This window comes from Spongiimicrobium sp. 3-5, from assembly GCF_046557915.1.
GTDB lineage: Bacteria > Bacteroidota > Bacteroidia > Flavobacteriales > Flavobacteriaceae > JBHEBG01.
This window is the reverse complement of record NZ_JBHEBG010000001.1, coordinates 1788503-1809652: the sequence shown is the minus strand read 5'-3', so window position 1 is coordinate 1809652 and position 21150 is coordinate 1788503. Positions and strand designations below refer to the sequence as shown.

Genomic DNA, 21150 nt, shown 5'->3' with positions numbered 1-21150 from the left:
AAAACGAGTCGCGCCGAAAAAAAACTCGCCAACCGTACTTGTCCGAGCATTTGGGATTAGCTGCGCTTTTCCCTACAACGCTCCGCCTTGAAAACGAAAAAAGCCGCAAAATAAAAAAGCAAGCTTTATATTTTGCTTGCTTTTTTCCTTTATTCGTGACCCCGGAGGGATTCAAACCCCCAACCCTCAGAGCCGAAATCTGATGCGCTATTCAGTTGCGCCACGGGGCCGTTTATTTTAGCGAGCGCAATTTACGCAAAAAGAACTTTGCGGTGCTAATAAAATACGCTCTACTGGAATTTTATTTTTACATTTTATACAAACACCAAAATCATCGGTGTCCAATTTTTCCAGATTGCGCTTTAATCCTACTAAACGCTCCTTGGCCTTAAGTAAGGCGGCGTCCATAACACTTTTATTGTTAATGGCATCCATTCTAGAAACACGTCCTATAGCATTATCCGGGGCTATTGGTTGTGCCATACCTTCATAACGTGCCACCTTTTTCTCGGTTTTCGCTATCTCTGACAAAAATAACTTTCGTATTTCCAGAGAATCCATAGCATAGGATTAAGCCAGTTTGCTTCTTACTATTGCGGAAATAGTCTTACCATCGGCCTGACCGGCCAATTCTTTGGACACTATCCCCATCACTTTACCCATGTCTTTCATTCCGGATGCCCCCGTGGCATCTATAGTCTGTACCACTACCTTTTCAATCTCCTCTTCCGTTAACTGTTCTGGTAAAAACCGCTCAATTACTGCTACCTGTGCCAGTTCCGGAGCCGCCAGATCGTCTCTGCCCTGTTCCTTATAAATTGTAGCACTGTCTTTTCGTTGTTTTACTAGTTTTTGCACCAATTTAACTTCGTCCTCTTCCGTAAGATCTTTTGCTCCTCCACCTTGTGTTTGCGCCAGAAGCAAGGCAGATTTAATGGCCCTAAGCGATTCCAAAGCTACAGTATCCTTAGCTTTCATAGCTGCTTTCATCTCTTGCATTACCTGTTCTTGTAATCCCATTTTAGTATTTTTTTTTGGAATGTGAAGATAAAAAATAAACCCGAAAACAAACTGTATCTCCGGGTTTAACTTGGTTTAACAAAAAAGACTAATCCACATTATCGTGTAAAAAAGAGTTGTTGGAACGCAATTGTATTTCATCATTGCTATCCTCGCTCAATGTTGTTCTGGAAATCTTATTCTCCCTCGCCTTTTCATTCAATTCTACACCTTGGCGTTTGTAGGCAGGTTCTTTTTCAATTTCATCTATATTGTTGATACTATTTTGAAACCTATAATTAAAGTCTTTTAACTTTCTCCTTCTTTCATCGGCCCTATCCTTCAATATTTCCTCTATGGGACTATTTACAGGATCTACTTCTTTGGTCTCGTTACCCTCATTATCACCTTCGGCTTTGGCAATGGTCTTTTTTTCAAAAACCAGCTCGTCCTCCACTATTTTTGGATCAAATTCCTCGGCTTTAGATTTTGCACCGGTCAATTTATTCTCAAGCTCCATATAATCATCCAGGCTATATCTGGTTTCTCCTTCCTTATTATATTCTAGCACTGGTATTACCTCAATATGATCATTTACATCTATTTCCTTAACCTCTTCTTCATCCAAGCTAAAGGTAATTACGTGTTCTTGTTCTTCATCGTCCGTTTCAGTTTTGGAAATAGGCATATCAAAGCTAATGGCAAACTGATCTTCCTGGATTTGTTTTGCACTTACTTCTTCCGGATCTACAACTTCTATGTCCTTTAGCTTTTCTTTAGAATCTATGATGATGAATTCTTCTTCTATTCCCTCTGCAATTACCTCTTCATAGAACACATTAAAATTCTTGATGTAATTAGTGGTGGGAATTAGATCCATTTCGTGGACATTCTCTTCTTCCTCTTCCACTAGGGTATGTTTTATTACGGGTTCTAAAACCTCTTCCTCCTCTTCAAGTTGGTGAACTACAGCCTCATCAAACAATTGCTGTTCCGCTTTTTGTTCATCTTCTAGGGTGTGGATTATTTTTTTCGTTTCCGTATTTACGATATCATCTTGTTGATCAATATTAAAACCCGTAGCTATTACGGTAACGGCTATGGCCTCACCTAAATTTTCGTCTTCCCCTACACCCATAATAATATTGGCTCCATGACCGGCTTCTATCTGAATATGGTCGTTTATCTCACCTATTTCATCAATAGTGATCTCTTGGGAACCGGAAACGATGAGCAATAATACGTTTTTGGCTCCTGTGATCTTATTATCGTTCAGTAAAGGCGAATCCAAGGCTTTCATTATGGCCTCGTTGGCTCTTGAAGACCCCGAAGATGTTGCAGAACCCATAATGGCGGTACCGCTATTGGACAATACTGTTTTGGCGTCTCGTAAATCTATGTTTTGTGTGTAGTGATGGGTAATTACTTCTGCAATACCCCTGGCCGCAGTGGCCAATACTTCGTCTGCTTTAGAGAAACCGGCCTTAAAACCTAAATTGCCATATACCTCCCTTAATTTATTGTTATTGATAACGATTAAAGAATCTACATTTGACCTAAGTTTTTCTATCCCAATCTGAGCTTGTTGGCAACGCATTTTACCTTCGAACTGAAAAGGCATGGTAACAATACCTACGGTAAGGATATCTAGCTCCTTGGCCTGTTTAGCCAAGACAGGTGCGGCCCCTGTTCCCGTACCACCACCCATACCGGCAGTAATGAACACCATTTTAGTGGTATGGTCTAACATGGTCTTTATATCTTCCATACTTTCAATGGCTGCCTGTTCACCTACCTCGGGGTTAGCGCCAGCTCCCAATCCTTCGGTAAGGGAAACCCCCAACTGTATTTTATTGGGTACGGAACTGTTTTGCAACGCTTGGGAATCGGTATTGCAGATTACAAAATCAACGCCATTGATTCCAGCCTGGAACATGTGGTTGATTGCATTGCTTCCTCCTCCACCAACGCCAATCACTTTAATTACGTTGCTTTGATTCTTAGGTAAATCAAAGGCGATACTATCTAAATCAGTGTTCTTGCTCATCGTATTTGTGTTACTGGTTCTATTGTATTTTGATGTCTTATTCCGCGTTATCCAAAAAGTCCTTTAGCTTCTCCGACCATTTATCGAAAACGGATTTTCTTTCTTTCTTAACCGTGTTACGCGTTGCTGTATCTGCTTGTCCTTCAAATACTACTTCTTCTTCCATCGGTTGCTCTTCGTGTAAGGCCTTGTTCTTGGCATCATTTTCAACCGCATTCATTAATAAACCAACCGCCGTGGCATATAATGGACTTGCCACTTCCTCATCGGAATCTCCTGCCAAATGTTCATTGGGATATCCAATTCTGGTGTCCATCCCCGTAATATACTCTACCAACTGTTTAAGGTGTTTTAACTGGCTTCCTCCTCCTGTTAGTACAATACCGGCTATAAGTTTCTTTTTCTGATCCTCATGCCCATAATTTTTGATTTCCACATACACCTGCTCTACGATCTCCACTACCCTGGCATGTATTATCTTGGACAGGTTTTTCAGGGTTATTTCCTTTGGCTCGCGTCCTCGTAATCCAGGAATGGACACTATTTCGTTGTCTTTGTTTTCACCGGGCCATGCCGAACCAAATTTTATTTTTAAAAGTTCTGCCTGTTTTTCAATTATGGAACACCCTTCCTTGATGTCCTCGGTAATTACATTGCCTCCAAAGGGTATTACGGAAGTATGGCGGATAATACCATCCTTGAATATTGCCAAATCGGTTGTGCCGCCCCCTATATCTATCAGTGCCACACCAGCTTCTTTTTCTTCCTGACTTAAGACAGCGTCTGAAGAAGCAAGGGGTTCCAGGGTAATATTCCCCAAATCCAATCCAGCACTTTTAATGCACCGGCCTATGTTTTTGATGGATGATACCTGACCTACTACCACATGAAAATTGGCTTCTAACCTACCACCGTACATCCCAATGGGTTGTTTAATCTCTGCCTGCCCATCCACTTTGTACTCTTGTGGTAAAACATGGATAATTTCTTCGCCCGGTAACATTACCAGTTTATAGACCTGATTGCATAGCTTATCCAGGTCGTCCTCATCGATTACTTCTTCAGAATTGGCTCGGGTTATATAGTCGCTATGTTGTAAACTTCTAATATGCTGCCCAGCTATACCGACCACTACAGAACCTATCTTTAATCCTGAATTGGTTTCGGCCTCCTCTATGGCCTGTTGAATAGATTTAATAGTCTGAGTGATGTTGTTTACTACCCCACGGTGAACACCGAGGCTTTTGGATCTGCCTATTCCCAAAACCTCAATTTTACCGTATTCGTTTTCTTTTCCAATGATGGCTACGATCTTGGTGGTCCCTATATCCAGACCAACTGAATAATTACTTTGTTCCATAATTTAAATTTTGGTGCACACTACCTGATTATTAAACTCCAAGCTTACTATGTTGTAATCTTCCAACGTTTTATCTTTGGTGGCCTTGGTATAAAAAGCCTTAAAATTGCTAAACTTCTCTTCCAAGCTGTCTACCCCTCCCAAATTCACAACAAAGTTTTCCATTCTAAATTTTAACTGGTAATTTTCTTCATCCTCTATGTGTATACCAATGACGTTTTTACGTAAAAAGTTATCAGCATTGATGTACTTTAAAATTTCGTACACATCTTCTAAACTTTTACCTGTAATCTTACCTGTGATAATAGGGACCCTAGCGGAATGATACTTGGATAAGGGCATGCGTTTTCCTTCATCGTCCACATAAAACTTTGCATTCCCCTCTACTCGTCCGATTGGTTGCCGTTGTACTATTTTAGACTTAAGTTCACTATTGACAGTAAGATAAACTTGGGCTTCTTTCACCATTTCATTGGCCTCTATGACCTTTTCTATAGTATTCAAAACTATATGTTCTTTGGGCACGTTTACAACGGTTCCGTATTTTTGTATTAACAATTTATTAACCGTTTCGTGATTTATGTATAAGTTCTGCTCGCCCAAAAACTCCACATTTAAAGTTTCTATTTTCTTCTTATCGCTCCTAAAGTCCGCAAAGGCGTAAAGGCCGCATACCATAAGCAATAGGGCAATTAGTTTTATATGGTTCCAGTTAATTTTCATGTTCTAGTTCTCTTTTAATTTTTGACACTTCCAATCCAATGTCGCCGGCCCCTAGGGTAACCAGCACTTCCGGATCTTGTTTTTTTATCTCATGTACTAAATCCTTTTTTCCAATCAGTTTTTTGTTCGGATTTTGCATTTTATTTATCAGCCATTCGGAGGTAATCCCCGTTATGGGTTTTTCCCTGGCCGGATAAATATCTAAAAGTAAAATGCTGTCGAATTTTGATAAACTGGTAGCAAAATCATCGGCAAAATCCTTGGTTCTCGAAAACAGGTGGGGCTGAAAGACCACCAGCACCTTTTTGTTGGGATGCATCTCCAAAATAGCATCATAAACTGCATTGATCTCTGTAGGATGATGGGCATAATCGTCTATGAAAACAAAATCTTGTTCCCTAATCATGTAGGAAAACCTACGTTGTACCCCCTTAAAAGTTTCCAGTGCTTGGGCAAGGCGATAAGGCGGGGGACCGGCCTCTATCGCCATTGCAAAAGCTACTAGTCCATTGAGCAAATTATGCTTTCCTGGTTTGTTGAATTTAACTCCCTTTAGGGTTGTTTCGGGAGTTCCCAAATCGAAAATGTAGGTGCCATGTTCTATTTTTAAATTTCGGATACAATAATCCGAATCGTCTTCTATTCCATAAGTAATTCCGTTGATGGGAAGCCCATTACGTATAAAAAGCTTTCCATTAGGTTTCAATCGTTTTGTAAAATCCATGAACGAACGCCTTAGCACCTCACTATCCCCATAAATATCCAAGTGATCTGCATCCATTGAGGTAATACATGCAACGTCTGGGGATAAACGCAGAAAGGAACGATCAAATTCATCGGCCTCAACGACCGAATATTCATCCCCCTCGTATAGAAAGTTACTATTAAAGTCTTCCGATATGCCTCCTAAAAATGCCGTAAGCGGTGTTCCTGTTTCCTTAAGTAAATGTGCCAAAATACTGGAAGTGGTAGTTTTTCCATGCGTACCCGCCACTGCAAAACAAAAAGTTTCGCGGGTAATAATCCCTAGCACTTCGGAGCGTTTTTTAACTTCAAATCCTTGAGCCAGAAAATAAGTGAGTTCTCCATGGCCGGAGGGTACTGCGGGGGTGTATACCACTAGGGTATGCCTTGGATCCAAAAACGTCTTGGAAATTGCCTCCAAATCGTCTTCGTAATGAATAACTATGCCCATATCGGACAGTTCTTGGGTCAAAGGTGTTTTGGTTTTGTCATACCCAGCCACATCTTTACCTATTAATACAAAATAACGGGCAAGGGCCGACATCCCGATTCCTCCGATGCCAATGAAATAAACAGAATGTATTTCCTTTATATTCATCTCGTTACAACAATTTTTGTATTTCGTCTACAATTTTTTTAGTAGCCAATGGCATGGCCAATGTTTTAATTTTGACTCCTAGTACGCGTTGTTTCTCCTCCGATTTCAACAAATCTGAAAAAACCGTTTCAAATTGGTAATCCAGGTCTTTTTCTTTAACCATTAAGGCAGCATTTTCGGCCACCAATGCCTTTGCATTTTTAGTTTGATGATCTTCCGCAACATTGGGTGACGGAATAAATATTACAGGCTTCCCAACCAGGGAAAGTTCAGATACCGATCCTGCTCCTGCCCTAGAAATAATGATATCCGAAGCGGCATAGGCCAAATCCATCCTATTGAGGAAATCGAGCACCCTTTTACTGCTAGAATCATAGGCTCTATACGAATCATAGTATAATTTGCCACACTGCCAGATAATCTGTACCCCAAGGGTATTGAAATATTGCAGTTTCTCCTCTATAAATTGATTTATTCTTCTGGCACCTAGACTGCCACCCAAAATCAGTATGGTGGTCTTTTCCGGATCCATATCAAAATGGCGCAGTGCCTCTTCTTTTCCCGATGGTATATCTACTAGATCTTCACGCACCGGATTACCAGTTTTTACAATTTTATCTGCCGGAAAAAACTGTTCCATTCCGTCATAGGCCACACAGATTTTTTTCACTTTGCCAGCAAGTAGTTTATTGGTAATACCTGCATAGGAATTCTGTTCTTGTACAATACAGGGTATGCCTTTTCGGGAAGCCATTTTAAGCAATGGACCACTGGCAAATCCTCCTGTACCTATTACGGCATGGGGTTTAAACTTTGCTACTATGTTGCCCGCTTTTATCAAACTACTGATCAATTTTATCGGAAACAGTATATTTTTAAGGGTCAGTTTCCGTTGCAACCCACTTATCCAAAGTCCTTCTATCTTATACCCCGCCTGGGGTACTTTTTCCATTTCCATCCTATCCTTTGCTCCTACAAACAAAAACTGGGCATCCGGATACCTTTTTTTTAACTCATTTGCTATGGCGATGGCCGGATAAATATGTCCGCCTGTACCTCCCCCAGAAAGTATAAACCTATAACTGTCCACTTAATACCTCTAAGGGGTTCGTATCGTCCATTCCAGAAGTTTCACCTTCCGTTGGTATATTTTTATTACTCGCACTCAAAACAATGCCAATAGCCAAACAGGTCATCCAAATAGAGGTACCACCACTACTTATAAGCGGAAGGGTCTGGCCCGTAACAGGAAAAAGTTCTACCGCCACTGCCATATTGATGAGTGCCTGAAACACTATGGGCAAGCCTACCCCTACCACCAGCAATTTTCCAAAAACAGTTTCAGTACCGTTGGCCACTACTACGATCCGAAACAGTAGCAGCAGGTAAAAAAACATAAGGGCAAAACCACCTACCAATCCGTATTCCTCTATGATTATGGCATAAATAAAATCTGATGAACTCTGAGGCAAAAAGTTTTTCATTACACTTTTTCCTGCACCGGCACCTACGATTCCGCCACTTGCTATGGCAATCTTTGCTTTTTCTATTTGGTAATCACCTTCGGTATCTTCAGGATTCCAAAAACTCTCCACTCTGCTTATCCATGTATCTACACGATTTGGAAACATATCGGGTACGGCCTTTGCAGTAAGGACGAAAAGGGTAAGACAAAGTATACCGGTCCCTACGATGCCAAATAGGTACTTCATAGGATATCCTCCTAAAAAGCAGAGCACCAATACCATAAAAAAGATAATTGCGGCAGTGGAAAAGTTGGCAGGCAATATTAATATCAATACGGTAAAAACAGGTAACCAAAGGGGTAATATGCTTTCTTTAAAAGAAACGGTCTTATCTTTAATTTTGGTTAAGTATCGGGCTACATATATCATTAACACCACTGCAGCCAAATTAGATGTCTGAAAAGTAACTCCCAAGAGTGGCAAGCGAATCCATCTACTGGCATTTGCGCCATCGATTACCGTACCTTGTGCCAGGGTATAGACCAGCAACAACAGCACAATGGGCATGGCAATAATAGAAAGTCCCTTAAAGAAATGTGTAGGTATTCTGTGTACGCCGTAGATGATTCCAAAACCCAAGAAAAGCAAAAGACCGTGTTTTACGAGATACCCAACCGTAGTACCATTGCCAACTACATAAACCAAATTGCTGCTGGCACTGTAAACCGGTAAAAAAGAAAACAGCGCCAATAGGGCAACCACGCCCCAAATAGCCCTATCTCCCTTTATGTTCTTTAAAAATCGCAACACGTTCATAAATTTTTAATCGCTTCCTTAAATTGGTTTCCGCGGTCCTCATAATTCTCAAACAGATCAAAACTGGCACATGCCGGAGACAGAAGCACAGTATCGCCTCGCTCTGCAATCTTGTAGGCCACCTTTACGGCTTCTTCCATGGCAAAGGTCTCTACCATTAGATCTACAGCATTTCCAAAGACGTCTTTAATCTTTGTATTATCTAGCCCTAGACATATAATGGCCTTTACCTTTTCGCGGACCATGGGCATTAGTTCTTTATAGTCGTTACCTTTATCTTGCCCACCCACGATCCATACCGTGGGGGTTTTCATGCTATCCAAAGCATAATAGGTGGCATTCACATTGGTGGCCTTGGAATCATTGATGTATTGAACATGATGAATTTTCAACACCTTTTCCAAACGATGTGCGGCACCTTGAAAATTTTGTATGCTTTCCCTAATGACCTCCTTTCTGATATTAACCAATGTGGCCACTGTTGAGGCTGCCATTGTATTTTTGAGGTTGTGTTTACCTTCTAAGGCCAAAGTATCTGTTGTCATCTTTATAGTGTTGTTTTTAATCTTTATTATTATTTCTTCATTTTTTAAATAAGCCCCTTCCATTAGTTCCGATTTTATCGAAAAGGGCAATAGTTTGGATTGAATTGGGTTTTTCCGCAACCAGTCGGTTATTACCTCGTCATCGGCATCATATATCAAATAGTCTTCCTTGGTTTGGTTCATAGCTATTCGGAATTTGGAAGCGATATAGTTCTCAAACCGATATTCATATCGATCTAAATGGTCTGGTGTAATATTGGTTAAAATGGCGATGTGCGGTTTAAAATCCACGATACCATCTAGTTGAAAACTACTGATCTCCAATACGTAGTAGTCAAAATCCCTGTTCGCAACCATTTTTGCATAGCTATCGCCAATATTACCGGCCATCCCTACATGTAAATTTCCTTGCTTCAATAGGTGGTTGGTAAGCATGGTGGTGGTGGTCTTCCCGTTGCTTCCTGTTATGCCTATGATAACCGCATTGGTATATCTGGTGGCAAATTCAATTTCTGAAACTACAGGTATGCCCTTTTTTACCAACTTTGTTACCAGCGGCACACTATCCGGAATACCTGGGCTCTTCATTACAATATTTGCCGAAAGGACAAGATGTTCCGTATGCTTTTCTTCTTCCCAATCAATCTCAAAATGTAAAAGAACGTCTTTATATTTCTGTTTAATCTTTCCCTTATCGGATACAAAAACCTTGTACCCTTTTTGTTTTCCCAATATGGCAGTTCCCACACCACTTTCTCCGCCGCCCAAAACCACCAACCGCTCCATTTAACGCACTTTTAGAGTCACGAAAGTCACAATGGCCAGTAATATGCCTATAATCCAAAAACGTGTTACAATCTTACTTTCATGGTATCCCTTTTTCTGGTAATGATGGTGCAAGGGTGCCATTAAAAAAATACGTTTACCTTCTCCCAATCTTTTTTTAGTGTATTTAAAATAACCTACTTGCAACATGACGGAAATTGACTCTGCAAAGAAAATTCCGCAGAGCAAAGGGATAAGCAATTCTTTACGGACTATAATCGCAATTACAGCAATTACACCACCTATGGTAAGGCTTCCGGTATCACCCATAAAAACCTGTGCTGGAAATGCATTATACCACAGAAATCCTACCAAAGCCCCAACAAAAGCTGCTATGTACACTACTAGTTCCCCAGCTCTAGGAATAAAAAAGATATCCAAGTAATCAGAAAAAATGATGTTACCGGATACCCACGCAAAGATTCCCAGGGTCAGTACAATTATTGCGGAAGTTCCGGCAGCTAGTCCATCTATACCATCCGTAAGATTTGCGCCATTGGACACTGCGGTAACAATGATTATAATGATCGGAATAAAAATTAGCCAACTGTATTCTTCCATTCCCTCACCGGTCCAAGAAATAAAATCGCTATAATCCAATTCATTGTCCTTAAAAAATGGAATGTTGGTCTTGGTTGATTTAATCTCTTGCCCCTGTACCTGCTCTACCTGATAACGCGCTGTAATGATGGTGCTATTCTTTTCTTTCATGGTTACCTCCGGATGAACATAAAGCGTGGCCCCAACGATTAGACCAAGAACTACTTGTCCCATGATCTTAAATCTGCCTTTTAACCCTTTTTTATCTTTTTTGAATATTTTGATATAATCGTCCACAAAACCGATTATACCCATCCAAACTGTGGTAACTATTAAAAGAATGATATAAATATTGTCCAATTTTGCAAACAGCAGTACAGGTATGAGTGTGGACATTATGATGATTAACCCGCCCATGGTTGGCGTACCCGCCTTTTGTTGCTGCCCGTCCAAACCTAGATCGCGCACAGTTTCCCCTATTTGCTTACGTTTAAGAAAAAGGATCACTCTTTTTCCATATACCGTGGCAATTATCAATGAAAGCAAAACTGCCATTGCAGCCCTAAAGGTTAGGAACTGAAAAAGACTGGCACCAGGAAACTGGTACTGCGTTTCTAAATATTCAAATAGGTAGTATAACATTTTTCTTTTGTGTTCCTTATAATCTTAACCCTTGCGGGTTGTATCGTTATTTATCTAGTTCTTCCAATATTTCCTGTACAATTTTAAAATCATCAAAGTCTATCCTTTTTCCATTGGTCTCCTGATAGGTTTCATGACCCTTGCCGGCGACCAAAATAATATCATTGGTAGCTGCCAATTGGCAGGCTGTTTTAATGGCCTGCTTTCTGTTTTCTATGGATACGATTTTTTTAAGGTTTTGGGGTTCAACGCCAGCTTCCATAGCTTCAATAATCAAGGTAGGAGATTCGGTACGCGGATTATCGGAGGTAAAAATGGCTTTATTACTTAACTCCGAAGCGATATGCCCCATTACCGGACGCTTAGAACTATCTCTGTCACCACCACACCCCACTACGGTGATGACATTTTCATTTCCAGTTCTCAATGTATTGATTGCATCAAGTACATTTTTTAAGGCGTCCGGCGTATGGGCATAATCAACAATAGCCGTTATTCTTTCTTTTGAAATAAAATATTGGAACCTACCATCCACATTTTCCAGATCGCTCAGCAAACGAAGTGTTTCTAGCTTTTCCAATCCCAATAAATCTGCAGTAGCGTATATGGCCAAGATATTGTAGGCATTGAAATGTCCTATGAGTTTGGTCCATAGCTCATTGTCATCAACCTTTAACAACTGACCGTTAAATTGGTTTTCCAAAATCTGTGCCCTGTAATCCGCATATGATTTTAGGGCATAGGTATATTTTCTGGCTTTGGTATTCTGTAGCATTACCAAGCCGTTTTTATCATCTACATTGGTAAGGGCAAAAGCTTTTGGCTTAAGCTCATCGAATAGTTTTTTTTTGGTATCCCTGTAATCGGCAAAAGTCTTATGATAATCTAAATGGTCATGGGACAGGTTTGTGAACACTGCACCTTCAAAGACCAATCCTTGTGTTCTTTTCTGGTGGATACCATGCGAGCTTACTTCCATAAAGCAAAATTCTACACCGGCATCGTTCATGAAACTTAAATGTTCATTAATGGTAAGCGCATCTGGAGTGGTATGACTGGTGGGATATTCCTTTTCGGCAACCATTATCTTAATCGTAGAGATAAGTCCTACCTTGTAACCCGCTTTTTTAAACAGCTGATACAAAAGACTACTTACCGTAGTTTTACCATTGGTACCGGTAACCCCAACCAATTTTAGGTTTTTAGAAGGATTATCGTAAAAGTTGGCTGCCATTATGGCCAAGGCCTTATTACCATTATCTACTTCTAAATAGGTTAATCCATCGATCAGTTGATCTGGAAGTTGTTCACACACAATGGCTTTTGCGCCCGAGTTTATGGCCCGCTCTATATACTCGTGCCCGTCGGTAACCAATCCCTTTATGGCTACAAAAACATCATCTAGACCTACTTTCCGAGAATCGAAATGAACCGCATTTACCAAGATGTTGGTAGATCCGCTAACAGCAGAAAGGCTAACCCCAAATAATATGTCCTTTAACAACTTCATGATAGCACCAATACTATTTTTTCTACTTTATCCAATGCCGTCCCATGTGCAATAGATTGTTTTTTTACTTTACCATTACCTTTTATTTCTACGCGCAATCCCAAGTTTTCCAAGATAGAGACCGCATCCATTCCGGACATACCCATTACGTTGGGTACTTTATTGTGTTTCTTTTGGGACTGCACATAATAGTGCTGATATTCCGTATTTAGATTTTCGTTTTCCGACTCCAAACTTTTCACCTCATCAATTAGAGGGGAGGTGGCATATATTTTTTGGGCTACCGATTTAAATACCGGTCCGGATACATCTGCCCCGTAGTAACCTACACTCTTATCCGGTTCATGGATGACCACTATACAGGAATATTTTGGGTTGTCCGCAGGAAAATAACCGGCGAATGATGATATATAACGTAATTTATTCGGGTCTTTGGCCGCGTAATTTTTTTGACAGGTACCTGTCTTGCCCGCCATTGAAAAATTTGGCGAGTAGAGTCCATGGCCGGTACCGTGCTTTTGTTCCACCACGTTATTCAACAGTTGTTTTACCTTAGCTGCTGTCTCCTTGGTGCAGATGGACGGGTTGATTACTTCTTTATCGAACTTATGGATGGTCTTGTTCCATTCTTTTACTTCTTTGATCAATCTAGGCTTTAACATTTCCCCATCATTGGCAATTGCATTGTAGAATGTTAGCGTTTGCAGGGGTGTCATTGAAACCTCGTATCCATGGGACATCCAAGCCAAGGAAATCCCAGACCACCCTTTTTCGCCAGGATATCTAATTACAGGCTTTCCTTCGCCTTTAATGGGCAGACCCAATTCTTGGTGAAGGTTCATGTTCATAAGTCGATTTACATATTTTCCAGGTTTTTCTTTATAACCATTATGTATCATTTTGGCAAAGGCGGTATTGGAGGATACTTCAAAGGCCCTTGCAACGGATATTTTTCCGTACCCGCCATGTTTAGAATCCCGAACCGTACGGTCGTACAGTCTCCACCTACCTTTTTCCGTATCAATTATTGTGGTTGTGTCAACAACACGGTCTTCCAAGGCAGCCACGAGCGACATAAGCTTAAAGGTAGAGCCCGGCTCATGAGATTCCCCTATAGCGTAGTTCAACCGTTCGTAATATTTACCATCATCGGTACGCCCTAAGTTTGAAATGGCTTTTATTTCCCCCGTCTTGGTTTCCATAACAATTACGCAGCCATGATCTGCCTTGTATTTTTCCAATTGTCCTAGTAGTGCATGGTGGGCTATATCTTGTATGTTTATATCTATGGTAGATACCACGTCATAACCATCTTGGGGTTCTATAATGTTATCCAGACCTATGGGTTTCCATTGCCCTTTGGCAATTTTCTGCTTTAGCCTTTTACCCTCTTTACCCCTTAAGTATTGACCAAAGGCACCCTCTAGTCCTACACGAGTGAAATACCCGTTTTCATCTACGCGTTCATAACCAACACTACGTTCCGCAATTTTTCCTAGCGGATGCTCCCTTACGGTTCTTTGTTCGGCAATAAATCCGCCCCTGTTAGGTCCTTTATCGAATAGTGGAAATCCTTTGACCGCCATATAATCGGAATAGTCGAGATTACGGGCAATCAATTTATATCTGTTCTTATTTGCTTTGGCCTTTCTAAAAAGTTGCTCGTAGTAAGAAGCAGATTTTCCAAACATAAGGGCCAATGAGTCGGATAGTGGTTTTATATTGGCCTCAAAATCTTGCGACTTAACGGTAACGGCATCGAAACGAATATCATATCTAGATACCGAGGTTGCCAACAAACTTCCATCATCGGAATAGAGATTACCGCGGTTAGGAGCTATTGTAAACATTTTTTCCGTACGGTCCATGGCCAGCTTTTTGTACTTGTCCCCATGTACCATCTGAATACTTACCAACTTTATAATTACCGCCATAGAAAACAGGAACAGGCAACCGGCCACTATATACAAACGGGTCAATATGTTCTTTTCGGTAACGGCCACTATTCTTCTTGCTTTACTTTAATTTTCTTTGGAGGTGTCTCCGACGGAAACAATCCCTCATTTTCCACGGTTTGTACTATCGTAGATTCTAGTTTTAATCGTTGTACATCTGAGCGTGCGTCTACAAATTGGCTACGTAATTCCCGTACTTCTTCGTTAAGGGCGGCAAGTTTATGGACCTTACGATCTGCACTATGCGAACTGGCAATCATAATCGTGGCCAAAAAAGAGGCAAACACAATGAAAAGCCAATTTTTAGGGGCGTCCCCACTTACTAAAAACTTTCCTTTTAAAATGTCCAATATTCCTTTCTTCATCATATTTTTTCCGCTATTCGTAGTTTGGCACTTCGTGCCCTGCTATTTCTTTTAATTTCTTCTTTGGAAGGCACTATTAATCCTCCTACCTTTTTTAATGGAAGCGTTACGTTTCCATAAAAATCTTTTTCGGGCTCACCCTCAAAACTTCCTGCTCGTATAAATCGTTTTACCAATCTGTCCTCCAAAGAGTGATAACTTATTACACTTAGCCTTCCTTTTGGGTTTAAAAGCTCGGGCGTTTGCAACAAGAATTCTTTTATAACCTCTATTTCTTGGTTTACCTCTATACGCACTGCCTGATATATTTGTGCCAATATTTTTTGCTCCTTAAACTTGGGCAAGAAAGACACCAACACCTGTTTCAATTGGGCGGTGGTCTTTATGGGTTCCGATTCCCTTGCCACCATCAGCGTCTTTGCCATTGCATTGGCATTGCGCAGGTCTCCATAATGGAACAACACGCTTCGCAACGCATCATAATCATATGTATTTACCACCTTGTAAGCGGTAAGACTACCTTTCTTGCTCATGCGCATGTCCAAGGCCGCATCAAAACGTGTGGAAAAACCACGTTCCGCTTTGTCAAATTGATGCGAGGAAACGCCAAAATCGGCCAAGATTCCGTCTACTTTCCGAATGCCATAGAACTTTAAAAACTGCCTGATGTACCTAAAATTTTCATTGATCAATTGAAATCGGTCATCTGCTATGGAGTTTTCCAGAGCATCCTCATCTTGGTCAAAGGCCAACAACCTACCATTCTTGCCCAACCGTTTCAAAATCTCCCGGGAATGCCCTCCACCACCAAAAGTGACATCAACATACACTCCGTCTTCTTTGATAAGGAGCCCGTCTACCGACTCCTTAAGCATTACAGGGTTATGGTAGCTCATCGTCATAGTCACCATCGTTCCCCATAACCTCTTCTGCCAATTCGGCAAAATTTGCGCTAGACTCCGCAATTACTTTTTCATAACTATCTTTGTCCCAAATCTCAATAATATTAATGGACGAACTGAGTACCACTTCCTTTGTGATACCCGCTATGGACACCAAGTTTTTAGGAATTTGCAACCGTCCGGTACCATCTATCTCCACAGGTTTGATACCCGCTGAAAATGTTCTAATAAAGTCGTCGTTCTTTTTCTTAAAGCGATTTTTCTTGCTCATTTTTTGCATAAGCGCATTCCATTCTTCCATGGGATAGAGCTCCAAACACGGCTGAAAAACAGAACGCTTTATTACAAAACCCTTATTTAGGATAGGCGCCATCTGATTTTTGAGCGAAACTGGCAACATTACCCTACCTTTGGTATCGGCTTTACAATCGTATGTTCCAATGAAACTGATCACTATAAGTTGCTGGTTTTAGCTTTAATAACTCAAATATATAGAATTTATTACCACTTTTTACCACAAATTACCACTTTGTTAATAAATTTTGGCTTTTTGGTCCTGATATCCCCTGCTATTGGGTCAAAATCCTCCAACATTCCCAAATAGCAACCATGTATTCAATGGCAGTTTTTGACTTATTTAAAGTCAGAAGCCCCTTATCCAAATATGTTGGTATTATATGGAAATGTCTATATTTGCCATCGAAGACCACAAGCTATCCTTAATGGAAGAAAAGATTATTACTGAAGGGAAATATCGGTATATAGAGGTAGGCGAAGGCACTCCTATTATTATATTACATGGGCTCATGGGCGGATTGAGCAATTTTCATGGTGTTATGGATTATTTCCCAAAAAAAGGATATAAGGTCTTGGTTCCGGAGTTACCAATCTATGATATGCCCATAATACGGACCAATGTAAAGAACTTTGCCAAGTTTTTGGAACGTTTCATAGAATTTAAAGGCCTTAAAGACGTTATTCTTCTTGGCAATTCCCTTGGTGGACATATTGGTCTTTTGCATACCAAACTTTACCCTAAAATGGTAAAGGCTTTGGTGATTACAGGCAGTTCTGGCCTTTACGAAAGTGCTATGGGCGACGGTTATCCCAAACGTGGGGATTACGAGTTCATTAAAAAGAAAGCGCAGGATGTTTTTTATGATCCCAAGGTTGCCACCAAAGAAATTGTTGACGAAGTTTACGCCACAGTCAACGATCGTATGAAATTGGTGAAGACTTTGGCCATTGCAAAAAGTGCCATTAGACATAATATGTCCAAGGATCTTCCCAAGATGAAGACACCTACCTGTATTATTTGGGGAGAAAATGATACCGTTACACCACCCAATGTAGCCAAGGAATTTCACGAACTCTTACCCGATTCGGAGCTTTTTTGGATTGAAAAATGCGGGCATGCACCCATGATGGAACATCCCCAGGAGTTCAATACGCTTTTTGATGCTTGGTTGCAAAAGCGAAAGTTCTAAAATACATTTCAATGAAAATTAAGTCGGCCGACTTTGTAATAAGCAATTCCGATGTAGCGAAGTGCCCCAAGGAACCCTTGCCCGAGTATGCTTTTATTGGCCGCTCCAATGTTGGCAAATCTTCGTTGATAAATATGCTTACCGAACGTAAAAGTTTGGCGAAGACTTCCGGAAAACCTGGGAAAACGCAGCTCATCAACCATTTTAAGATAAATGACAACTGGTTCTTAGTGGATTTACCTGGTTATGGATATGCAAAAACTTCAAAAAAAGATAAAAAAACATTCCAAAAATACATTACTTCTTATTTTGAAAAAAGGAAACAACTCGTTTGCGCCTTTGTTCTTGTAGACATTAGGCACAATCCACAAAAGATAGATATGGAATTCATGGAATGGTTGGGAGTTACTGCTATCCCTTTCTGTATTATTTTCACCAAAGCGGATAAGCTAAAACCAAAAGCCATAGAAAACAATATAAACACCTATACAGACCAAATGCTTTCCGGTATCTGGGAAGAGATACCACCATTTTTTGTGACCTCATCAACAAATTATATGGGGCGCGATGAAGTTTTAAACTATATAGGCAACCTTAACAGTGACTTTTTTTCGGAAAAGAGAGGAGATTATATCTAGTTTAGTATGTTGCTTGCCTTTCCTGTATTAAAGTAACAAGTGCTTCGGCACTTTCCAAGGTATTTAGTTCTTCTGTCCCCACAAACACTTCCATTGCATCCTCCGTTATGGCCAAAACAATAGGGAATGTGAATTTATATCCAAATTTGGATGCATATTGCTTCGCAAATTCATCTTTATGAAGAAATTCCATCTGACCATCGTTCTCCTCCCGAAACGCCTTCCAAACCTTGTTTTCGGTAAAAACGCCAAAGGTGATATCACATAGATTGCAATCGTAAGTGTCCGGACTAAGTATTTTGTGGGCACTATCTAAAAGTGCATTGCGTATACCTGAGTCTGCATTATAAACAAATAATAATTTGTGTAGTGTTGAATTGTTCATCTTATAAAGGTATCGATTATCTATCTTTATAATTTAAAAAATAACGTGTCCTTATGTCAAAAATTCCAACCATAAAAAAAATACTTTACACTTCTATTTTGGCAATATCAGGTTTTGCTACCATCCTAGGGTGCGGCTCCAAAAAACCACTCACCAGCTATAGTACTGAAACTCTAAAAATAATTGCGCTTTCCGAAAATAGTTTTGTACATATATCCTATCTAGATACGGAATCATACGGTAAGGTTGCATGCAATGGTCTTGTTTTTATAAACGACAACGAAGCAGTGGTCTTTGATACGCCCAGTGACGATACCACCAGCACGGAACTCATACGATGGATAGCCGAGGTTAAAAAGAGCGATGTTACGGGAGTGGTGGTCAATCACTTCCATGAAGACTGTTTGGGCGGATTAGGAGCTTTTCATAAACTGGGTATTCCTTCTTTTGCAAATAACACCACGATAGCATTGGCAAAAACCAGTGGGGTCATTGCCCCACAAATAGGATTTAACGGCGAAATGGAGCTTGTGGTAGGTAATGAAAAGGTAATCAACCGTCATTTTGGGGAAGCACATTCTAAGGACAATATAGTAAGTTATGTTCCCAGTGAAAAATTACTCTTCGGCGGGTGTTCGATCAAGTCACTAAATGCTAAAAAAGGATACCTAGGAGATGCCAATGTTGATGATTGGGGTCCTACGGTTTTAAAAATCAAGGAAAACTATCCGGCTTTGGAAACTGTAGTTCCCGGCCATGGGGCGTATGGAGGGGTAGAATTATTGGATTATACCGTCTCCCTTTTCTCATCAAATTAGAAAAAAAGGTTAAATTTCCATTATAGTTAGTTAAACTTACTATATTTGTAACGGCAATAATGCCTTAATCTAATATTCAACAATGAAAAAAGCAACATTCTATCATGCTGGTTGCCCAGTATGCATTAATGCGGAAGAAGAACTACTGAACCTTATAGACCCTGCTAAGGTATCTGTAAACGTGGTACACCTTGGTGAACGCACCGAATTTATAAACGATGCGGAAAACCAAGGAGTGAAATCCGTGCCTGCCTTGGTACTGGAAGACGGTAACGTGCTTCATATTAATTACGGCGCAAGCTTGGCCGAAGTAAAAGGGTAAAAAAAATTTAATCTATAAAGTTAGTTTAACTAACTTTATAGATTGCTTAACACAAAAATCATGAAACTACAGACATTTAAAATTGTTCTCTTAGGCTTGTTGCATATTGGCCTGCAAGCCTGCAACGCTCAAACAACAAACGAATCTCCAAGTTTTAAGGATTCGGACGACTTAAAAATCAGTAAGGCAGAAGTAACGCTAAACAAAGACTTACAGCAGTTGGTTTTTACCATAAACGTAAAAGGAGAAGCTGGGGCCAGCGTTCCTGAAAAACATGGAAACATGGATGGTGCACCGGTCCTAGGATATGTTTTCCCTACCAATCTTGCATCTGAAGATGTGGGTTTTTCCAAAACCCAAGGCATTGTTGCCCTGGCGCTTACATCGCATCCCGATTTTGATGATACGCCTTTGTGGGACGAAAATTCCAATTCAAATTATGCCGATGATGGCGTAGTCTGGCATCCTCATTGGGTTATCTTAACCGAAGACAAAAGAGTCCCCGGTGGCTTATCCGTAAAACAATTTGATACGGAAGACTCCTCTATAACCCTACCACCTACCAATCCCGGAATGCCCATGTTTATGGATTCTCCTGGGTTTCCGGTAATCACCAATGGAAACGGAATCAAGGTTGTTGTACCCTTATACCGTATGAACAACAGAACCGATTTCAAGTTTGACGGCGTAGCTGCATATATGCAGGTAAATACATCCAATCCTGAGCTTCCTATGTTGGGAGTTTACAGCGTATATAGTATTGCTTCTGGCGATCTTTCGTTACCATATAGCATATCAAATGACTAATTTTAGGTCCCAAACAGTTAGGTAAACTAGTTGTTTGGGGCTATTTTTGAAGCATGGACAGTTTTAACCCCGAATATCAAAACAATCATGTAGAAGGGAAGATTGTGGTTGCACTGGAGCGCATTTCGGAAGCGTTTCGTGTATTACTATGGCAAGAGGGCAAAAAGAATGGCCTCACTCCCATTCAACTGCAATTACTACTGTTCATTCGTTTTCATACACCGGAAAAATGCAAGGTAAATTACCTTGCCAAGGAATTTAATCTTACCAAGGCTACTATAAGCGAGACCATTAGATTATTGACCAAAAAAGAACTCATCTATAAGCAAACCGATGCAGAGGATACCCGAAGTTTTTCTGTGTATTTAACCAACAAAGGAGAAAACATCGTTTCTAAAACGGGTTCCTTTTCCACCGGCATAGAAAAACCTGTTCATAGCTTAAGTGAAGAGCAACAGCAACAGTTGTATCAATCCTTATTGAACATTATCGAAAGCCTTAACAAAGCTGGGATCATTACCGTACAGCGCATGTGTTTTTCTTGTAGGTATTATAGGGCCGGGGAGGATAACGATTATTGCAATCTTCTTAAGAAAGTACTTTTAAAACCAGATTTAAGAATAGACTGTCCGGAGCATCAAGCAATAATTACTTAA

At 40.4% G+C, this 21150-nt stretch carries 22 protein-coding genes and 1 tRNA gene; 6 read left to right on the top strand and 17 right to left on the bottom strand.

What is annotated here, in order from left to right; all coding sequences use genetic code 11:
* Window positions 1-156 precede the first annotated feature (156 nt).
* The 16 genes from ACEQ81_RS07730 to mraZ all read right to left on the bottom strand — a co-directional run bounded on the left by ACEQ81_RS07730 (window position 157) and on the right by mraZ (window position 16491).
* Window positions 157-230 (bottom strand) — tRNA-Arg (locus tag ACEQ81_RS07730).
* Window positions 231-237: 7 nt separating this feature from the next.
* A complete protein-coding gene (locus tag ACEQ81_RS07725) occupies window positions 238-561 on the bottom strand; it encodes a TraR/DksA family transcriptional regulator (RefSeq protein WP_411030273.1) in 324 nt (107 codons plus the stop codon).
* Window positions 562-570: 9 nt separating this feature from the next.
* Window positions 571-1020, bottom strand: coding sequence for a GatB/YqeY domain-containing protein (locus tag ACEQ81_RS07720; protein ID WP_411030272.1), 450 nt, complete (start codon window positions 1018-1020; stop codon window positions 571-573).
* Window positions 1021-1108: 88 nt separating this feature from the next.
* On the bottom strand, window positions 1109-3046 hold the full coding sequence (gene ftsZ, locus ACEQ81_RS07715; RefSeq protein ID WP_411030271.1) for a cell division protein FtsZ: 1938 nt from the start codon (window positions 3044-3046) through the stop codon (window positions 1109-1111).
* A 37-nt stretch (window positions 3047-3083) separates the two neighbouring features.
* Entirely contained in the window at window positions 3084-4406 is a 1323-nt protein-coding gene (gene ftsA, locus ACEQ81_RS07710) for a cell division protein FtsA (RefSeq protein WP_411030270.1), read from the bottom strand.
* A 3-nt stretch (window positions 4407-4409) separates the two neighbouring features.
* Window positions 4410-5129, bottom strand: coding sequence for a cell division protein FtsQ/DivIB (locus tag ACEQ81_RS07705; protein ID WP_411030269.1), 720 nt, complete (start codon window positions 5127-5129; stop codon window positions 4410-4412).
* Window positions 5119-6471 carry a UDP-N-acetylmuramate--L-alanine ligase gene (gene murC / locus ACEQ81_RS07700; RefSeq protein ID WP_411030268.1) on the bottom strand — a complete coding sequence of 451 codons (1353 nt, stop codon included), beginning with the start codon at window positions 6469-6471 and terminating at the stop codon, window positions 5119-5121. The genes ACEQ81_RS07705 and murC overlap by 11 nt, the downstream gene beginning before the upstream one ends.
* A 4-nt stretch (window positions 6472-6475) precedes the next feature.
* Window positions 6476-7561, bottom strand: coding sequence for an undecaprenyldiphospho-muramoylpentapeptide beta-N-acetylglucosaminyltransferase (murG, locus tag ACEQ81_RS07695; RefSeq protein ID WP_411030267.1), 1086 nt, complete (start codon window positions 7559-7561; stop codon window positions 6476-6478).
* Window positions 7548-8753 (bottom strand): FtsW/RodA/SpoVE family cell cycle protein, encoded by a 1206-nt coding sequence (locus ACEQ81_RS07690; protein ID WP_411030266.1) that lies wholly within the window; start codon window positions 8751-8753, stop codon window positions 7548-7550. Before ACEQ81_RS07690 ends, murG begins: the two co-directional genes overlap by 14 nt.
* Window positions 8750-10084, bottom strand: coding sequence for a UDP-N-acetylmuramoyl-L-alanine--D-glutamate ligase (gene murD / locus ACEQ81_RS07685; RefSeq protein ID WP_411030265.1), 1335 nt, complete (start codon window positions 10082-10084; stop codon window positions 8750-8752). The genes ACEQ81_RS07690 and murD overlap by 4 nt, the downstream gene beginning before the upstream one ends.
* Window positions 10085-11305 (bottom strand): phospho-N-acetylmuramoyl-pentapeptide-transferase, encoded by a 1221-nt coding sequence (mraY, locus tag ACEQ81_RS07680; protein WP_411030264.1) that lies wholly within the window; start codon window positions 11303-11305, stop codon window positions 10085-10087.
* A gap of 46 nt (window positions 11306-11351) precedes the next feature.
* Window positions 11352-12815: a UDP-N-acetylmuramoyl-L-alanyl-D-glutamate--2,6-diaminopimelate ligase gene (locus ACEQ81_RS07675; protein WP_411030263.1), complete on the bottom strand. Its 1464-nt coding sequence runs from the start codon at window positions 12813-12815 to the stop codon at window positions 11352-11354.
* Window positions 12812-14818 (bottom strand): penicillin-binding protein, encoded by a 2007-nt coding sequence (locus ACEQ81_RS07670; protein ID WP_411030262.1) that lies wholly within the window; start codon window positions 14816-14818, stop codon window positions 12812-12814. Before ACEQ81_RS07670 ends, ACEQ81_RS07675 begins: the two co-directional genes overlap by 4 nt.
* Window positions 14818-15135 carry an FtsL-like putative cell division protein gene (locus ACEQ81_RS07665; protein WP_411030384.1) on the bottom strand — a complete coding sequence of 106 codons (318 nt, stop codon included), beginning with the start codon at window positions 15133-15135 and terminating at the stop codon, window positions 14818-14820. Before ACEQ81_RS07665 ends, ACEQ81_RS07670 begins: the two co-directional genes overlap by 1 nt.
* Complete coding sequence (rsmH, locus tag ACEQ81_RS07660; RefSeq protein ID WP_411030383.1) at window positions 15135-16031, bottom strand: 16S rRNA (cytosine(1402)-N(4))-methyltransferase RsmH; 897 nt, start codon at window positions 16029-16031, stop codon at window positions 15135-15137. The genes ACEQ81_RS07665 and rsmH overlap by 1 nt, the downstream gene beginning before the upstream one ends.
* The gene (mraZ, locus tag ACEQ81_RS07655) at window positions 16018-16491 is read right to left on the bottom strand and encodes a division/cell wall cluster transcriptional repressor MraZ (RefSeq protein ID WP_411030261.1); all 474 of its coding nucleotides are present in this window, start codon (window positions 16489-16491) and stop codon (window positions 16018-16020) included. Before mraZ ends, rsmH begins: the two co-directional genes overlap by 14 nt.
* Window positions 16492-16759: 268 nt before the next feature.
* Between mraZ and ACEQ81_RS07650 the strand changes: the two genes are divergently transcribed.
* Together ACEQ81_RS07650 and yihA are read left to right on the top strand one after the other, a co-directional pair.
* Window positions 16760-17524, top strand: coding sequence for an alpha/beta fold hydrolase (locus tag ACEQ81_RS07650; RefSeq protein WP_411030260.1), 765 nt, complete (start codon window positions 16760-16762; stop codon window positions 17522-17524).
* Between the two features lie 11 nt (window positions 17525-17535).
* A complete protein-coding gene (gene yihA, locus ACEQ81_RS07645) occupies window positions 17536-18162 on the top strand; it encodes a ribosome biogenesis GTP-binding protein YihA/YsxC (RefSeq protein WP_411030259.1) in 627 nt (208 codons plus the stop codon).
* Window position 18163: 1 nt separating this feature from the next.
* Here yihA and ACEQ81_RS07640 read toward each other — a convergent pair whose 3' ends face one another.
* Window positions 18164-18547, bottom strand: coding sequence for a GTPase (locus tag ACEQ81_RS07640; RefSeq protein ID WP_411030258.1), 384 nt, complete (start codon window positions 18545-18547; stop codon window positions 18164-18166).
* A gap of 53 nt (window positions 18548-18600) precedes the next feature.
* Between ACEQ81_RS07640 and bla the strand changes: the two genes are divergently transcribed.
* The 4 genes from bla to ACEQ81_RS07620 all read left to right on the top strand — a co-directional run bounded on the left by bla (window position 18601) and on the right by ACEQ81_RS07620 (window position 21150).
* Window positions 18601-19365 carry a subclass B1 metallo-beta-lactamase gene (bla, locus tag ACEQ81_RS07635; protein ID WP_411030257.1) on the top strand — a complete coding sequence of 255 codons (765 nt, stop codon included), beginning with the start codon at window positions 18601-18603 and terminating at the stop codon, window positions 19363-19365.
* Between the two features lie 82 nt (window positions 19366-19447).
* A complete protein-coding gene (locus ACEQ81_RS07630; protein ID WP_411030256.1) occupies window positions 19448-19687 on the top strand; it encodes a thioredoxin family protein in 240 nt (79 codons plus the stop codon).
* Window positions 19688-19747: 60 nt separating this feature from the next.
* Window positions 19748-20494 carry a hypothetical protein gene (locus ACEQ81_RS07625; protein ID WP_411030255.1) on the top strand — a complete coding sequence of 249 codons (747 nt, stop codon included), beginning with the start codon at window positions 19748-19750 and terminating at the stop codon, window positions 20492-20494.
* Window positions 20495-20547: 53 nt separating this feature from the next.
* Window positions 20548-21150, top strand: coding sequence for a MarR family winged helix-turn-helix transcriptional regulator (locus tag ACEQ81_RS07620; protein WP_411030254.1), 603 nt, complete (start codon window positions 20548-20550; stop codon window positions 21148-21150).

What these genes read in the sequence shown, in the direction of transcription:
- ACEQ81_RS07720 (WP_411030272.1), bottom strand. Translation starts at nt 1,020, where the DNA reads ATGGGATTACAAGAACAGGTAATGCAAGAGATGAAAGCAGCTATGAAA.
- ACEQ81_RS07625 (WP_411030255.1), top strand. Translation starts at nt 19,748, where the DNA reads ATGAAACTACAGACATTTAAAATTGTTCTCTTAGGCTTGTTGCATATT.
- yihA (WP_411030259.1), top strand. Translation starts at nt 17,536, where the DNA reads ATGAAAATTAAGTCGGCCGACTTTGTAATAAGCAATTCCGATGTAGCG.
- mraY (WP_411030264.1), bottom strand. Translation starts at nt 11,305, where the DNA reads ATGTTATACTACCTATTTGAATATTTAGAAACGCAGTACCAGTTTCCT.
- ACEQ81_RS07665 (WP_411030384.1), bottom strand. Translation starts at nt 15,135, where the DNA reads ATGAAGAAAGGAATATTGGACATTTTAAAAGGAAAGTTTTTAGTAAGT.
- ACEQ81_RS07650 (WP_411030260.1), top strand. Translation starts at nt 16,760, where the DNA reads ATGGAAGAAAAGATTATTACTGAAGGGAAATATCGGTATATAGAGGTA.
- ftsZ (WP_411030271.1), bottom strand. Translation starts at nt 3,046, where the DNA reads ATGAGCAAGAACACTGATTTAGATAGTATCGCCTTTGATTTACCTAAG.
- ACEQ81_RS07705 (WP_411030269.1), bottom strand. Translation starts at nt 5,129, where the DNA reads ATGAAAATTAACTGGAACCATATAAAACTAATTGCCCTATTGCTTATG.
- murC (WP_411030268.1), bottom strand. Translation starts at nt 6,471, where the DNA reads ATGAATATAAAGGAAATACATTCTGTTTATTTCATTGGCATCGGAGGA.
- rsmH (WP_411030383.1), bottom strand. Translation starts at nt 16,031, where the DNA reads ATGAGCTACCATAACCCTGTAATGCTTAAGGAGTCGGTAGACGGGCTC.
- ftsA (WP_411030270.1), bottom strand. Translation starts at nt 4,406, where the DNA reads ATGGAACAAAGTAATTATTCAGTTGGTCTGGATATAGGGACCACCAAG.
- ACEQ81_RS07690 (WP_411030266.1), bottom strand. Translation starts at nt 8,753, where the DNA reads ATGAACGTGTTGCGATTTTTAAAGAACATAAAGGGAGATAGGGCTATT.
- bla (WP_411030257.1), top strand. Translation starts at nt 18,601, where the DNA reads ATGTCAAAAATTCCAACCATAAAAAAAATACTTTACACTTCTATTTTG.
- ACEQ81_RS07620 (WP_411030254.1), top strand. Translation starts at nt 20,548, where the DNA reads ATGGACAGTTTTAACCCCGAATATCAAAACAATCATGTAGAAGGGAAG.
- ACEQ81_RS07725 (WP_411030273.1), bottom strand. Translation starts at nt 561, where the DNA reads ATGGATTCTCTGGAAATACGAAAGTTATTTTTGTCAGAGATAGCGAAA.
- ACEQ81_RS07630 (WP_411030256.1), top strand. Translation starts at nt 19,448, where the DNA reads ATGAAAAAAGCAACATTCTATCATGCTGGTTGCCCAGTATGCATTAAT.
- murD (WP_411030265.1), bottom strand. Translation starts at nt 10,084, where the DNA reads ATGGAGCGGTTGGTGGTTTTGGGCGGCGGAGAAAGTGGTGTGGGAACT.
- ACEQ81_RS07640 (WP_411030258.1), bottom strand. Translation starts at nt 18,547, where the DNA reads ATGAACAATTCAACACTACACAAATTATTATTTGTTTATAATGCAGAC.
- ACEQ81_RS07675 (WP_411030263.1), bottom strand. Translation starts at nt 12,815, where the DNA reads ATGAAGTTGTTAAAGGACATATTATTTGGGGTTAGCCTTTCTGCTGTT.